Raw genomic sequence first — 14,309 nt, 5'->3', positions numbered from 1 at the left:
ATGGATCTGGGTATCAAGGGGCGCATCGCGCTGATCAGCGGCGCGGATTCCGGCATGGGCAAGGAGACCGCGCGGCTGCTGCTCGAGGCCGGCGTGCGCGTCGCGATCACCGATCAGCCGGGCGGCACGCTCGACGCGGCGCTCGCCGAACTGTCACCGCTCGGCGAGGTCGTCGCGGTGACCGGCGACGTCACCAGCCTCGACGATGTCCGCGCGATCTGGGCCGAGGTGCGCGAGCGGCTCGGCGATCCCGACATCTATGTCAACGCCGCGGGCGTGACGGGCGCGACCGGCGATTTCCTCGACGTCGACGATGCCGGCTGGGAGCAGACGCTCGACATCAACCTCATGGGCGCGGTGCGCATGTGCCGCGAGGCGATCCCGGCGATGCGCAAGGGCGGCTGGGGCCGGATCGTGCTGTTCGCGTCGGAGGATGCGGTGCAGCCCTATGTCGACGAACTCGCCTATTGCGCGTCGAAGGCGGGGATCCTCGCGCTCGCGAAAGGGCTGTCCAAGGCCTATGGCGGCGACAATGTCCTCGTGAACACCGTCTCCCCTGCGTTCATCGCCACGCCGATGACCGACAAGATGATGCGCAAGCGTGCCGAGGAACGCGGCGAAAGCTTCGACGCGGCGATCGACAGCTTCCTCGAAGAGGAACGCCCGGGCATGGTGCTCAAGCGCCGCGGCAAGGCCGAGGAGGTCGCCGCCGCCGTCGCCTTCCTCTGCTCGGAGCGGGCGAGCTTCATCAACGGTGCAGGGATACGCGTCGATTCCGGCTCGGTGTTCACGATCGCCGGATGACGGAACAGCGCGTGCACCGGATCGGGTTCGGCGGCGGGTGCCACTGGTGCACCGAGGGCGTCTTTCAGGCGCTCCGCGGCGTGCAGGCGGTCGAGCAGGGCTTCCTTCAGTCCGAGGCCCCGTCGGACGCCTGGGCGGAGGGCGTCATCGTGACGTTCGACCCCGCCGCCATTAGCCTGGCGACACTGGCCGAGGTGCATCTGCGCACGCATTCGGCGAAATCCGGCTATTCTCCCGCCGGACGCTATCGCAGCGCCATCTATGTCTTCGAGGACGGCCAGCGCCCCGACGCCGAAGCCGCGATCGCCCGGTTCGCAGCCGAGACGGCGGCACCGGCCCGCACCCTGGTCCTGCCGTGCACGGGCTTCCGGCCCTCGGACGCGCGCTTCCAGAATTACTACCGGACCGATCCCGACCGGCCCTTCTGCCGCCGCTATATCGATCCCAAGCTCGACTATATCCGCACCCATTTCGCCGCCGTCGCCCTGCCCGCGGAGCCGCGCGCGTGAGCGTCTTCTTCACCGCCGACACGCATTTCGGCGACCACCGCACGATCAACATCGCGCGCCGACCGTTCGCCGACACCGCCGCGATGGACACAGCGCTGATCGAGCGGTGGAACGCGGTCGTCGGGCCGCAGGACGTGGTGTGGCACCTTGGCGACGTCGCGCGTCGCCCCGCGGACGTGGCCGGGCTGCTCGCGCGGCTGCACGGGACCAAGCACCTGCTGCGCGGCAACAACGATCCCGATGCGACACTGGCGGCGCCGGGCTGGACCAGCGTCGCCGACTATGCGGAGATCACGCTCGACGACCGGCGGCTCGTCCTGTGTCATTACCCATTCCGCAGCTGGAACGGCCAGCACCGCGGCGCGATCAATCTCCACGGGCACAGCCACGGCCGGCTGAAGCCGATGCTCCGCCAGTTCGACGTCGGCGTCGATGTCGACGGTCACGACTATGCGCCGGTCCGGCTCGACAGCCTGCTCAGGCCCCGGCGATAGGGGCAGCGGAATGGGCGGGCGCGTGAAACGGATGGCCGGACTGGCCGAGGCGGCGGCACGGACCGCGCAGGCTGCGGACGACCCGCCCTGCGCGCTCTGCGGCCGCCCGCTCGGCCACCGCGTCGAGCGCCATCACGTCGTCCCCAAGAGCGAGGGCGGTACACAGACCGTGCCGGTGCACCCGATCTGCCACCGCACCATCCACGCCTTCGTCGCCAACCGCGACCTCGCCACCAGCTACGCGACGATGGACCAGCTCCGCGCGCGCGAGGATATCGCCCGCTACCTGCGCTGGATCGTCGACAAGCCCCCCGACTTCCGCGCCCCCACGCGAAAGCGCAGCACCCCCTGAACGGACCTTGGTGGTGTAACCCGCAAGCAACACCCGTTTCGCAATTTACCATTGCTGATCGTAACGGAGCAGCAACATATGGTCATAAAAACCATTTTCGTCGTAACCATGGTGCACCGCCGTAAAACGGGGTGTCACAAGGGGGACAGAAATGCGTTGGACGAAATGGATGATGCGCTCGTCGCGGATGGCGATGGGCGCGGGCCTGCTGATCGCGGCCAATGGCGCCGCGGCGCAACTGGCGACCGACCCCCAGACGCCCACCGCCCCCGCGGCGACCGAGGCCCCCACCGAAGACATCATCGTCACCGGATCGCGCATCCGCCGCGACCCGCTCGATCAGCCATCGCCCGTCATCACCGTGGATGAGAACGCGATCGCGCGCACCGGCCTGTCGTCCGTCGCGGACATCCTGCAACGCCTGCCCGCCTCGTCGGGCGGCCTCAATTCGAAGTTCAACAGCTCGGGCAATTTCGGCAACCCGCCCGATGGCGGCGGCGTCGGCGCGGGCTCCGCGGTGCTCGACCTGCGCTATCTCGGCCCCAAGCGGACGCTCGTGCTCGTCGACGGACTGCGCTTCGTCAACGGCGCGTCGGCCAGCGGCATCCCGGCGACGGTCGATCTCAACTCGATCCCGTCCTCGATGATCGAACGGATCGAGGTGCTGCAATCGGGCGCCTCGACGCAATACGGGTCCGACGCGATCGCCGGCGTCGTCAACATCATCACCAAGCAGAACCAGAAGGGGTTCAAGGGATCGGCGCAATATGGCCAGTATCTCGGCGACAATGACGGCAAGACGCAGGATTACCAGCTGAGCTACGGCTTTGGCAGCCAGGGCGTGCACGTCGTCGCGGGCGGCTATTACACCAAGCAGGAATCGGTCAGCGCCGCCGATCGCGACATCTCGCAATTCCCCAATCCGGGCCAGACCAGCTGCGCCGAACCCATCGGCGGCTGCTCCAGCTTCACGCCCTTCGGCCGGTTCCTGGTGAACGGCCAGAACATCACGCTGCGTGGCCCCGTCGCCAGCGGCCGCCCGGTCTATGACCCGACGCTCGCGACCGGTGACTTCAAGGCGTTCACCGCCGCCGATCGGTTCAACTTCGCGCCGCTCAACTATTTCCTGACGCCGGTCGAGCGGTTCGGCGGCTTCGTCAACACGCGCGCCGAGTTTTCGGAGGCGCTCAACCTGCGCGTGAAGGCGGTCTATAACCGCCGCAATTCGCAGAACCAGGCGGCGTTCCTCCCGCTCGGCATCGGTCCCGACGTCGGCAACGGCAACATGCTCGACACGCTCTCGGTCGATGCGACCAACCCGTTCAACCCGTTCGGCGTGACGCTCGTCCCCGGGCAGAACTACACCGCGATCTTCCGCCGCCTCGTCGAGGCGGGGCAGCGCACCTACAGCCAGCAGGTCGACACCATGTCGCTGACCGGCACGCTGGACGGCAAGTTCCAGATGTTCGGGCACAACTGGTATTGGGATGCGAGCGCGGTCATCGGCTATAACGATGCCAAGCAGCTGTTCACCGGCAACATCAACGCCGCACGCCTCGCCCGCGCGATCGGCCCGATCAGCCAGTGCACCGGGGAATGCGTGCCGTTCAACTTCTTTGGCGGGGTCGGCTCGATCACCCCGGCGATGCTCGGCTATATCGGCTTCGACGAACGCGACCGCAGCCGCCAGAAGCTGAACGACTATACCGCCAACGTCTCCGGCGAGCTGTTCGATCTGCCCGGCGGGCCGGTCGGCATCGCGATCGGCTATGAGCATCGCTATCAGTTCGGCAGCTTCACGCCCGACCCGATCATCCAGGCGGGTCTCGGCGCGGACATCCCGGCACAGGCGGCGAGCGGCAAGTTCAACGTCGACGAGGTCTATGGCGAAATCCGCCTGCCGCTGCTGCGCGACATTCCCGGCATCGCCTCGCTCGAGCTGAACGGCGCGGTCCGCCATTCGAACTATTCGACCTTCGGGGGCAATACGACGCTTAGTGGCGGCGCGCTGTGGAAGCCCGTCAGCGACCTGCTGCTGCGCGGCCAATATGCCGAATCGCTGCGCGCACCGTCGATCGGCGAGCTGTTCGGCGCGCAGTCGCGGTTCGACGCCTCGATCGACGATCCCTGCACCAGCGCCGCGGGCGGGCTGTTCCAGTCCAACCCGACCGTCCGCGCGAACTGCGTCGCCAACGGCGTCCCCGGTAATGGCAGCTACGCCGAACCCTCGGGCCAGTTGCCGGTGCTCACCGGCGGCAACAGCGAGCTGCGACCCGAAACCGCCCGGACGCTGCTGTTCGGCGGCGTCTACAGCCCCAGCTGGGCCCGCGGCGGCACGCTCTCGGCGCTCAGCCTCGAGGTCAACTACTACGACATCAAGGTCGACGACTCGATCGCGTCGATCCCGGCCCAGGTGCTGCTCAGCCGCTGCGCCCAGACCGGCGACGCGCTCAGCTGCGCGGCGGTGCGGCGTGCCCCCAGCGGCATCGTGACCGCGATCAACGGCCTGCTGCTCAACACCGGCGGCATCCGCACCAAGGGCATCGACGCGACGCTGACGGTCCGCTCGGGCGAGACCGGCGCCGGGCGCTTCGGCCTCTACGTCTCGGGCAACTATCTGCTCAAGTATAGCGAGCGGACGCCCGCGACCGACGGCTTCGTCACGACCGACTATGTCGGCACCGAACGCGGCTCGCCCGATCAGACCTATCCGCACTTCAAGGGACTGGGCACGATCGACTGGTCGGTGGGGCCGGTCACCGCGAGCGTCACCGGACGCTATATCGACAATGTCGACGAAATCGCTGCGGAGAACGCCCTGAAGAGCCGCCTCTACGGCGACGTCCAGCTCCAGTTCCGGCCGGCCTGGCTCGATTCGAAGCTCGCGCTGACCTTCGGCGTGAACAACGTCTTCGACAAGGATCCCCCCGCCTGCTTCAGCTGCAGCCTGAACAACTTCGACCCGACGACCTATGACATCCCGGGCCGGTTCGGCTATCTGCGGCTCTCCTACGGGCTGTAGGACGAGGGCTGCCGACCGGCGCGTCGGTCGGCAGCCACACAGGCGTCGGAAACATAGGATGCTCCGATCGCCAAAAGACCCTCGTCTCACCGATTGTGAGGAACGAAGTAGGCCGTCCCCGCGCTCGACCCCGACAGAAGGAGACGAGCAATGGACGACACCAGAGTCTGGGCATTTGAAGAAAGCCTGTGGACGGGCGACGCGGACCAGTATCACACGCTGATCGACGACGAATGCGTGATGGTGCTCCCCGAGCAGCCCTTCGTGATGACCGGCGCGCAGGCGATCGAGGCGGTCGCGGACACGCCGCGCTGGTCGGAGGTCCGGTTCAGCGAACAGCAGATCATGCGCCCGCAGGAAGGCCTGATCGCGATCGCCTACAAGGCCGAGGCGAGCCGCGAAGGCGCAACCGGCTATACCGCCTATTGCACGACGACGATGCGCCGGCTCGAGCATGAGGAATGGCGCGTGGTCCAGCACCAGCAGACGCTCGCCCCGGTTGCCGGCGGCGCCTGACCCGACCGATACGGCGGTCGCCCCGTGACCGCCGGTGATCAGGAGCGCGTCGCCAGCCCCCCCGCCAGCGGCATGCTCCTGGTCCTGACCCCCGTCGCCGCCGCCAGCGCATTGGCGAGCGCGGCGGCGGTGGGCCCTTGCGCGCACTCGCCCGTGCCCAGAAACGGCGTACCCGGCCGGTCGATCACCTCGACGATGACGCTGCGCGGCACGTCTGCGAACCGCAGGATCGGATAGCCGCTCCAGTCATAATCGGTCCGGCGCGCACCGTCGTGCCCCGCCGCCTCGTAGGCGGTCCAGCTCAGCGACTGGAGCACCCCGCCCTCGACCTGATTGCGGATGCCGTCGGGATTGACCGCCTCGCCGCTGTCGACCGCGACGACCGCACGGTGGACGATTAGCCGCCCCTCGTCGGGGATCCGTTCGACATCGAGCGCGACCGCGCAATAGGCGCCGTGGTTCTTGTAGCGTGCAAAGGCGAAGCCCCGCCCGCGATTGGGCCGGGGCCGGTAGCGGCTCCACCCGAACCGCGCCGCCGCGCGCCGGATCACTTCTGCAGCGCGCGGATCGTCGAGATGCACCAGCCGGAACGCGACCGGATCGCGCCCCGCCGCCGCCGCCAGCTCGTCCATCGCGCTTTCGAGCGCGAAGATGTTCAGATGCGCGCCCAGCCCGCGCAGCGCCGACACCCGCACCGGCATGTCGGGCAGGAAATGGCTGACGATGCTCTGGTTGGCAAAGCGATAAAGCGGGATGGCGTTGCGATCGCCGCCGCCATTGGGCTGCGGGATCGGCTTGGGCGGCGTCGGCGTGAATGGCGGCACCACCTCCACGCCCGCAAGCAGGTCGCCCGCCGCGACGGGCCGCGTGCTGTGTGTGTTGCTCCACACCTGATGCCGCCAGTCGACGATCCGTCCCGACGCATCCAGCGTCGCGTCGATCTGCGCGAGCATCGCCGGGCCGAGCGGTTCCCAGCCATGTTCCTGCTCGCGGCTCCATTGCAGCCGGACGGGCACGCCGGGCATAGCGCGGGCGATCAGCGCGGCATCGCCCGCGACGTCGTCCGCCCCATTATGCCCGTAACAGCCCGCCCCCTCGCGGTGGACGCAACGGACGCGGTCGGCGGGCATCGCGACCAGCTCGGCGATCGCGGTGCGCAGCGGCTCGACGCCTTGGCTGTGAGTCCAGACCGTCAGCTGTCCCTCGGCCATCAGCGCCACCGCACAGGACGGCCCGATCGCACCGTGCATCAGATACGGCCGGTCGTACCGCCCCGACAGCCGCCGCACGCCCGGCGCAGCGGCCGCGTCGCGACGCGTGTCGATCACTTTGCTCTCGCGCCGCATCTCCAGCAATCCGTCGGGCATCGGCGGCAGCGCGGGCACGGCCGCGTAGCGTGCCCATGCGCCCTGATTGGCGACGCGCAGCGCCTGTTCGAGCGGCCATTCGCGCGGACCGACGATCGCCGCGAACCGCCCGACCTGCACGACCCGCGCGACGCCCGGCTGCCGTCGCAGCGCGGCAAGATCGGGCGTCAGCCGCGTCCCCGACGACGGCCCGCGCAGGACGCGCGCATGCACCATGTCTGGCAGCCGCATGTCCTGGACATAGCTCGGCAGCCCGGTCAGCTTGGCGGGCAGGTCGACGCGCGGCACCGGTCGTCCGATCAGCCGCCGCGCCGCCACGGGCTTGCGCGGCACGTCGGCGCGCGCGCGCACCGCCAGCGACGTCGACGCGGCAAGCTCGGCATAGGTCGCACGCCGTCCCTGCCCGTCGAGCACGACGCCGTCGCGCGTGAACAGCGTCGTAGCCGCCACGCCCCAGCGCGCCGCCGCGGTCTCGGCGAGCAGCAGCCGGACACAGGCGGCGGCATTGGCGATCGCGGTCCCGCTCTGCTCGAGCGTCTGGCTGCCCGCGGTCACGCCCTCGTTCGGGGTCAGCGCGGTATCCGCGGTGATCAGGTCGACCCGCCCGATCGCGACATCAAGCTCGTCCGCGGCCAGCTGCGCCATCGCGGTCTTCACACCGGTGCCGAGCTCGACCTTGCCCGTGAACACCGTGACCCGGCCATCGGCACCGATACGGATCCACGCGTCGAGATCGGGGAATTTGGCGAGCGTCCCCGGCAAATCGGGCGCAACCGTCGGCGGTCCGCCGCTGCCCTCGCCGCCGCCGGTCTGTGCCAGCCCGGCCGTCGGCGCGAGCGCGAAGGCGACCAGCAGCCCGCCGAGTATGTCGCGCCGCGACGCCTGTCCGCTCACGTCACCGGCTCCGCAGGCTCGACCACCCCGCCGCCGCGCATCACCGCCGCGCGCCGCACCGCGCGCAGGATCCGCATATGCGTCCCGCACCGGCAGAGCGACGGCGCCATCGCGCTGCGCAGTTCGGTTTCGGTCGGCGTGACCGTCTTGCGCAACAGCCCCTCGGCGCGCGCGATCATCCCGGGGATGCAATAGCCGCACTGCGCCGCCTGCTCGTGCAGGAACGCGCGCTGCACGTCACCCGGCGCCGCCGAGCTGCCCAGCCCCTCGACCGTCGTGACCGTGCGCGTACCGACCGCACCGACGGGCAGCAGGCAGGAAAAGACCGGCCGGTCGTCGACCAGCACGGTGCACGCGCCGCATTGCCCTAGCCCGCACCCGAACTTGGCGGCATGCAGCCGCAAATCGTCGCGCAGCACATAGAGCAGCGGGGTGGCGGGATCGACATCGACGTGCGCGGTCGCCCCGTTGACGGTCAGGTCGATCATTCACCCTCCTTGCGCGCCGCAGCGACGTCTTTCTCGAGGTCCGGCCAGGCCGGTCCCGTCCCGTGCCGGACCTGCAGATAGGCGACGATCTCGGCTACCTGCCGGTCGTCCAGCGCATCGGCAAAGGCGGCCATATAGGGCCCACGCGGCGCGACCGGCGGTTTCAGCCCCTTGAGGATCACCTGGATCGTGTCGCGCGGGTTCGCCTCGTGCAGCGGCGTGCCGAGCGGCAGCGCAGGACGCCCGGCGACCATCATCGCCGCCCCCGGCTCGTGGCAGACCGCGCATGCGCCGTCATACAGCCCCGCGCCCTCGGGATGCCGCTGCCTCGCGAGCGCGCGACGATCGGGCAGCCGCGGCTCGGCCCGCGCGGCAGGCGCAGCGCGCATCTGCCACGCATAATAGGTCGCGAGCGCGCGGACGTCGGCCGGCGCCGCGCGCGCCAGATTATAGGTGACCGGCCCCATCGGCCCCGCGGCCGCTGCGTGCGCGGTGCTGAGCCCGGTCCGGAAATAGGCGTCGAGCCGCTCGACGGTCCAGGCACGGACCGCGGGCGAGCGCGCGTTGATCGGCGGCGCATACCAGCCGCCCGACCAGCCGCCGTCATAGGCCCGGTCGCCGCGCTTCTCCTGCTGCAACAGCCCGCGCGGACTGTGACAGGCGGTACAATGCGCCAGCGTCTCGCCGATATAACGCCCCCGGTTCCACGCGGCCGACTGGCGCGGATCGGCGACCACCGGCTGCGGATCGAAGAACAGCAGCTTCCAGCCCGCCAGCAGCGGCCGGAAGCCGAGCGGCGGGATCATCCGGTTCGCGGGCGGCACCGCGCGCACCGCCGGCCGGGTCATCAGGAATGCGTAGAGCGCGTCCACATCGCCGTCCGCCACGCCCGCATAATGCGTATAGGGAAAGGCCGGATAGAGATGGCTGCCGTCGCGCCCGACGCCCTCGCGCATCGCCCGGCGAAACGCGGCTGGCGACCATGATCCGATCCCGGTCGCGGAGTCGGGCGTGATGTTGCTGCCGTAGATCGTCCCGAACGGCGTCTTGATCGGATAGCCGCCCGCATAGGGACGCCCGCCCGCCGCCTGATGGCAGCTGACGCAATTGCCAAGCCGTGCCAGATTGCCACCGCGCGCGACCAGCGCGGGATCGAACTGCCGGGGATCGGCGCGCGTCACGCGGGCGATGGCGGGCCGGTAAGCGATTGCAGCAAACGCGATCCCGCACAGGCCCAGAAGTACGGCGGCGATGACGACGATGCGCCTGATCCCGGGCCGGCTCATCCTCGCCTAGCCCCTTGCGTCGCCGAACGCCGTCATACGCATCGTCTCGTCTCCCCCGTGTGACATCGGACGCACGGGCCGATCGGACAGGGATTGAACGATCCGGATGCCGACAATCTCCCCGCACAGGGAGATAATCCCGCCCCGCCGCATCGATTCGCACCGCGCCCGCGCTGTGCTAGGCTGACCCGACACTATGAGGGGGGCGGAGATGCGCGAGATCCTGACGGCGGCCGCCATGCTGGGCGCCGCGTTGACCGTGTCGGCGACAGCTGCGCAGACCCCCGCACAGACCGCGCCCCCACCGGCGCCCCCACCGGCGCCGGCGCCAGCACTCCGGGGAACGCTGGCCGGCCCGTTCGAGCTCCGGTCGCGGCGCTTTCCCGGCACGGTGCGGCGCTACTGGGTCTATGTCCCGCCCGGCTATGATCCACGCCGCCCGCCCAATCTGCTGCTGTTCCAGGACGGGCAGCGCGCGACGAATCCGGCAGGCTCGCTCAGGGTCCCCGCGGTCCTCGACACGCTGATCCTGCAGCACGCGATCCCGCCGACGCTCGGCATCTTCGTCACCCCCGGTCACCGCGCGGCGCACTATCCCGACACGCTCGGCATGGCGAATCCGGATCACCGGGTGGAGGAATATGACGCGCTGTCCGACGATTATGGCTGGATGACGCTCAACGAGCTTTTACCCGCAGTCGCGGCACGCTGGCGGTTCGCCGACGATCCGAAGCGCCGCGCGATCGGCGGCACGTCGAGCGGCGCGATCGCCTCCTGGACGGTCGCCTGGCGGCATCCGGAAGCGTTCGGCAACGTGATCAGCTTCATCGGCAGCTATACGTCGATCGGACTCACGCTCGGCCCGGACGGCGCACCGCGCACGCTCGGCGGCGACCTCTATCCGGGGCTCATCCGCAAGAGCCCGATCCGCCCGTTGCGCATCGTCCTGCAGGACGGGGCCGCCGATCTCGACAACGAACATGGCAACTGGTTTCTCGCCAACCAGCAGATGGCAAAAAGCCTCGCCTGGGCCAATGCGCAGGCCGATGCGGAGCACCGCCCGGGCCCGCGCTACGACGTCCGAACGGCCTGGACGCGCGGTGGCCATTCGGACGCGGACGGCGGCGCGATCCTGCCCGACATGCTCCGCTGGATCTGGCGCGACCAGCCCGCAGCCGCGGACGCCCCGCCCCCTACTGCCCCGCTCGCTACTGCCCCGCCCCCTACTGCCCCACGACGACGATCTTCGGCAGGGTCGTGATCGGCTCGACCGTGATCGCGCGGAACCAGGTCTCGGCGCCTTCGGACTGCAGCTGGATCCGGCCATGCGTCAGCGGCTGCCGGCCATCGGGGCCGATCGTCGCCAGATCATGCACCTCGCCGACCGGGACGCCGTTGACGACATGCACCGCGCGGTCGCCGACGACATAGAGGTCGAGCGTGTTCCACGCGCCGACCGGCCGCTCGGCATCGGTCGCCGCCTCGACGTTCCAGGTCGGCGTGCCGTTGACGATGTCGATCTCGCGCCCCCCGGCACGGAAGCGAAGATGCGGTTCGACCAGCGACGGGTCGAACCTCACCCCGGTACGGCCGCGCAGCTTGCTGCCGACCGCAACGATCATCCCGGTCGATCCGGTCATGATCTCGAACTCGACCGAGGGCCGCCACGTGCCGAACACCTCGCCCGGCGCGCCATGCGTATGATAGAGCAGGCCATTATTGCGCGGCTGCGTCGCCCGCGGCGCCCAGGTTTTGGCCCCCCATTTGAACTGCAGCCGCAGATGATAGTCGCGAAGGTCGGCCTGGTGGACCAGGCTGCCCCAGGTCTCGCCCTTCACCCAGATCGCCGGCGCCCCGTCGACGCTACGCACCGCGAAGTCGCCCTTGGTGTCCCGGCTCGTGCCGATCGGCGGCGTGCCCGGCTTTGCCTGATAGGTGATCGACGGGTCGGGATAGCCGAGCCAGGCGGTCCAGCCCGTGAGACTGCGCCCATCGAACAGCGCGGTCGGCTTGCCCGTCGCCACGGGGATGTCGGTCAGCCTGAGCCGCTGCGGCCCCGCGGCGGGCTCGCCCGCAATCGCCCGCGCCCGGTCCTGTGACGTCTGCGCGGTCGCAGGCGCGGACACCAGCATCAGCGCGACCAGCGCGCGCTTGGATCTTCCAGACATTCGCTCTCAACTCCCCCATCATATTTATGGCTTAGCATAGCGCGTTATCGCTACCAGTTGAACTCCGATGGTCCCGCGCGCTAGGACCGGGTGGGAGATTGCACGATGCTCAAGATGTTGGCGCTGGCCGCCCTGCTCACCACGGCGCAGGCCGCGCCCGATCCGCATTTGCCGAGGGCCACGACCGACTCCGTCGCCCCCGTGCTGCCCAAGGACTTGCATGACGCGGTGCTGATCGTGTCGAAGACCAATGGCTGGCGGCATATCGAACATATCCCGCATTCGAACCGCGTGCTCGCCTACATCGTGCAGGGCCTGGGTCGGACGAGCTACGCGACCGAGAATGCGGCGGTCTTCAACGACGAACAGTTGCGCCACTTTTCCGTCGTCGTGCTCAACAGCGCCAGCGGTGGATTCCTGACGCCAGACCAGCGCGCGGCCTTCGCCCGCTTCGTCGCACGCGGCGGCGGTGTCGTCGCGCTGCATGCCGCGGGCGACGACAGCCATACCGACGCCTGGTACAGCGACACGGTGATCGGCACGAAGTTCATCGGCCATCCGGGCGGCGAGGATCAGTTCCAGCGCGCGCGGCTCGTCGTCGATCGCCCCGACCATCCGGTCATGGCGGGGGTGCGCCTGCCCTGGACCGCGGTCGACGAATGGTATTCGTTCAACGCCAATCCGGCCGCCCGCGGCATGACCGTGCTCGCGACGCTCGACGAGGCGAGCTACCGTCCGGGCGCCAAGCTCGCGATGGGGACGCACCCCGTCATCTGGACCAACCCGCGCACCAAAGGCCGCGTGGTCTATTCGGCGCTCGGCCATTCACCAGAGGCCTATGACGACCCGACCTATCGGCGCGTGCTCGTCAACGCGATCCGCTGGGCGGGCCGGCCATAGCGTCATTCGATCGCGAGGAACGCGGTGATCGTCAGCCGCCCCGCCGCCGGATCCGTCGACAACACCGCGTCGCGCGCGATCGCGCCGCTGTGCAGCACATAGCTGCGGTACAGCAGCGCCCGGTTATAGGCGGCATCGACCAGCGCGGTCCGCTCGAACAATGCGGTATCGTCGGCGATATAGCCGTGCGGCGGCATGGCCGCGACCTCACGGCCGAGCCGTTCGAAAAAGCCGGGCGCGCGCGTCTCGTCGACCGTCTCGAACCCGGTGGCGCGATGACGGAAGAAGGCGGTCCCGTCGCGGTTCGTCGGCGACAGATAATGGATCAGCGCGATCCGGTCGCGCGCATAGGCATCGACGTGCGGCAGCCGTTGCCGGATCTCGAGCGCGTCGGGCGTCACCGTGACGATCGAGAATTGCGCATCGACGACATGGATGCGGCGGCACGACCCGAAATCGCGGCCCAGCGCGCGGGCGATCCGCGGAAGCTGGTCGGTCAGATAGCGCTCGGGCAGCGCCGCGCGCAGACCGGGATAATGCTCGCCCGCGGATCCGAACGCCGCGTCCGCCGCCGCCTTGCGCAATCCGTCCGGATCCTCGGCAAAGCCGTCGATGATCACCAGCGGCTCCGCCTCCCGGCCGATACGCCGCCTGGTCACATCCCCCAGCATCATGCCTCGCCATCATCCATCGTCACCGTCCTCTAGCGATCCCGGTTACGCGCGACATAGCGAAATGCACGGGCGCAGCGTAGGGGCGGCACGCTCAGCCACACGGACGATCGCTCATGCCCCTGCCCCGCGCCAAAGCCTTCTGGGCGAAGGCCTTTCCTGCTGACCGTCTGCTCGGGGGCGTCGGCGCCTGTATCGGCATCGCGCTGACGATGCTCGTCTGCGTCGCGCTGCTCCCCGCCAGCGACGTTCCCCAGATCGTCGCGCCGCTGGGGGCGTCGGCGGTGCTCGTCTTTGCGGTCCGGTCGAGCCCGCTGGCACAGCCCTGGCCGGTGATCGGCGGCAACACGCTGTCGGCCGCGATCGGCGTCGCCGCGTTTCAGCTCATCCCCGACGCCAGGCTGGCCGCGGGTGTGGCGGTCGGGGCTGCGATCCTGGCGATGTCGCTGCTTCGCTGCCTGCACCCGCCCGGCGGCGCGGCGGCGCTGACCGCAGTGATCGGCGGGCCCGGCATCCATGCGGCGGGCTATGCCTTCGCGCTCGTCCCCGTCGCGCTCAATTCGGTCGTGCTCGTGCTGGTCGCCGGCCTCTTCTACCGCGTGACGCGGCACCCCTATCCGCATCACAGTGCGCTGCCCCCCGCGGCGATCGCGGCTGAACGGCGCGCGGCTGGATTTCACCCCGACGACATCGACGCCGCGCTCGAGGACATGCACGAAAGCTTCGACATCGCCCGCGACGATCTCCACGCGCTGCTCGCCAGGGCCGAACTTCACGCGCAACGCCGCCAGCACGGCTGAGCGCGGACCGGGTCTCGCGGCGCGTCAGTCCGGCAAGA

The 14,309-nt window shown here is 69.5% G+C and carries 14 protein-coding genes; 9 read left to right on the top strand and 5 right to left on the bottom strand.

Annotated elements, in window-relative coordinates; genetic code table 11:
- From IFT87_RS07865 to IFT87_RS07840, 6 genes are all read left to right on the top strand, one after another.
- Positions 1–804 carry an SDR family NAD(P)-dependent oxidoreductase gene (locus IFT87_RS07865; RefSeq protein WP_037531123.1) on the top strand — a complete coding sequence of 268 codons (804 nt, stop codon included), beginning with the start codon at positions 1–3 and terminating at the stop codon, positions 802–804.
- The gene (locus IFT87_RS07860) at positions 801–1,313 is read left to right on the top strand and encodes a peptide-methionine (S)-S-oxide reductase (protein WP_192008033.1); all 513 of its coding nucleotides are present in this window, start codon (positions 801–803) and stop codon (positions 1,311–1,313) included. Before IFT87_RS07865 ends, IFT87_RS07860 begins: the two co-directional genes overlap by 4 nt.
- A complete protein-coding gene (locus IFT87_RS07855; protein ID WP_037531117.1) occupies positions 1,310–1,807 on the top strand; it encodes a metallophosphoesterase family protein in 498 nt (165 codons plus the stop codon). The genes IFT87_RS07860 and IFT87_RS07855 overlap by 4 nt, the downstream gene beginning before the upstream one ends.
- Before the next feature lie 31 nt (positions 1,808–1,838).
- A complete protein-coding gene (locus tag IFT87_RS07850) occupies positions 1,839–2,159 on the top strand; it encodes an HNH endonuclease (RefSeq protein ID WP_037531130.1) in 321 nt (106 codons plus the stop codon).
- A gap of 151 nt (positions 2,160–2,310) precedes the next feature.
- The gene (locus IFT87_RS07845) at positions 2,311–5,181 is read left to right on the top strand and encodes a TonB-dependent receptor domain-containing protein (RefSeq protein WP_274602528.1); all 2,871 of its coding nucleotides are present in this window, start codon (positions 2,311–2,313) and stop codon (positions 5,179–5,181) included.
- Positions 5,182–5,331: 150 nt separating this feature from the next.
- Positions 5,332–5,697, top strand: coding sequence for a DUF4440 domain-containing protein (locus IFT87_RS07840; protein ID WP_031395307.1), 366 nt, complete (start codon positions 5,332–5,334; stop codon positions 5,695–5,697).
- Positions 5,698–5,735: 38 nt separating this feature from the next.
- Here IFT87_RS07840 and IFT87_RS07835 read toward each other — a convergent pair whose 3' ends face one another.
- The 3 genes from IFT87_RS07835 to IFT87_RS07825 are packed head-to-tail and all read right to left on the bottom strand — an operon-like array spanning position 5,736 to position 9,732.
- The gene (locus IFT87_RS07835) at positions 5,736–7,958 is read right to left on the bottom strand and encodes a molybdopterin cofactor-binding domain-containing protein (protein ID WP_192008032.1); all 2,223 of its coding nucleotides are present in this window, start codon (positions 7,956–7,958) and stop codon (positions 5,736–5,738) included.
- The gene (locus IFT87_RS07830) at positions 7,955–8,446 is read right to left on the bottom strand and encodes a (2Fe-2S)-binding protein (RefSeq protein ID WP_192008030.1); all 492 of its coding nucleotides are present in this window, start codon (positions 8,444–8,446) and stop codon (positions 7,955–7,957) included. Before IFT87_RS07830 ends, IFT87_RS07835 begins: the two co-directional genes overlap by 4 nt.
- Entirely contained in the window at positions 8,443–9,732 is a 1,290-nt protein-coding gene (locus IFT87_RS07825) for a cytochrome c (RefSeq protein WP_192008028.1), read from the bottom strand. Before IFT87_RS07825 ends, IFT87_RS07830 begins: the two co-directional genes overlap by 4 nt.
- A 211-nt stretch (positions 9,733–9,943) precedes the next feature.
- On the opposite strand from IFT87_RS07825, the gene IFT87_RS07820 reads away from it, so the two are divergent.
- Positions 9,944–10,993, top strand: coding sequence for an alpha/beta hydrolase (locus tag IFT87_RS07820; RefSeq protein WP_249403238.1), 1,050 nt, complete (start codon positions 9,944–9,946; stop codon positions 10,991–10,993).
- On the opposite strand, the gene IFT87_RS07815 is transcribed toward IFT87_RS07820, so the two are convergent.
- Positions 10,956–11,900: a 3-keto-disaccharide hydrolase gene (locus IFT87_RS07815; protein WP_192008026.1), complete on the bottom strand. Its 945-nt coding sequence runs from the start codon at positions 11,898–11,900 to the stop codon at positions 10,956–10,958. The two genes, IFT87_RS07820 and IFT87_RS07815, sit on opposite strands and share 38 nt — an antisense overlap.
- A 105-nt stretch (positions 11,901–12,005) precedes the next feature.
- On the opposite strand from IFT87_RS07815, the gene IFT87_RS07810 reads away from it, so the two are divergent.
- On the top strand, positions 12,006–12,800 hold the full coding sequence (locus IFT87_RS07810) for a ThuA domain-containing protein (protein WP_037532912.1): 795 nt from the start codon (positions 12,006–12,008) through the stop codon (positions 12,798–12,800).
- 2 nt (positions 12,801–12,802) lie between these two features.
- Here the strand turns inward: IFT87_RS07810 and IFT87_RS07805 are convergent, their stop codons facing one another.
- Complete coding sequence (locus IFT87_RS07805) at positions 12,803–13,474, bottom strand: DUF6445 family protein (RefSeq protein ID WP_037532914.1); 672 nt, start codon at positions 13,472–13,474, stop codon at positions 12,803–12,805.
- Between the two features lie 113 nt (positions 13,475–13,587).
- On the opposite strand from IFT87_RS07805, the gene IFT87_RS07800 reads away from it, so the two are divergent.
- On the top strand, positions 13,588–14,271 hold the full coding sequence (locus tag IFT87_RS07800; protein ID WP_037532916.1) for an HPP family protein: 684 nt from the start codon (positions 13,588–13,590) through the stop codon (positions 14,269–14,271).
- The last annotated feature ends 38 nt before the right edge of the window (positions 14,272–14,309 follow it).

Source organism: Sphingomonas sp. CFBP 8765 (assembly GCF_014841445.1).
GTDB classification, from domain to species: domain Bacteria; phylum Pseudomonadota; class Alphaproteobacteria; order Sphingomonadales; family Sphingomonadaceae; genus Sphingomonas; species Sphingomonas aerolata.
Note: the sequence above shows the minus strand (reverse complement) of the source record. Positions and strands in the feature narration are given on the sequence as shown.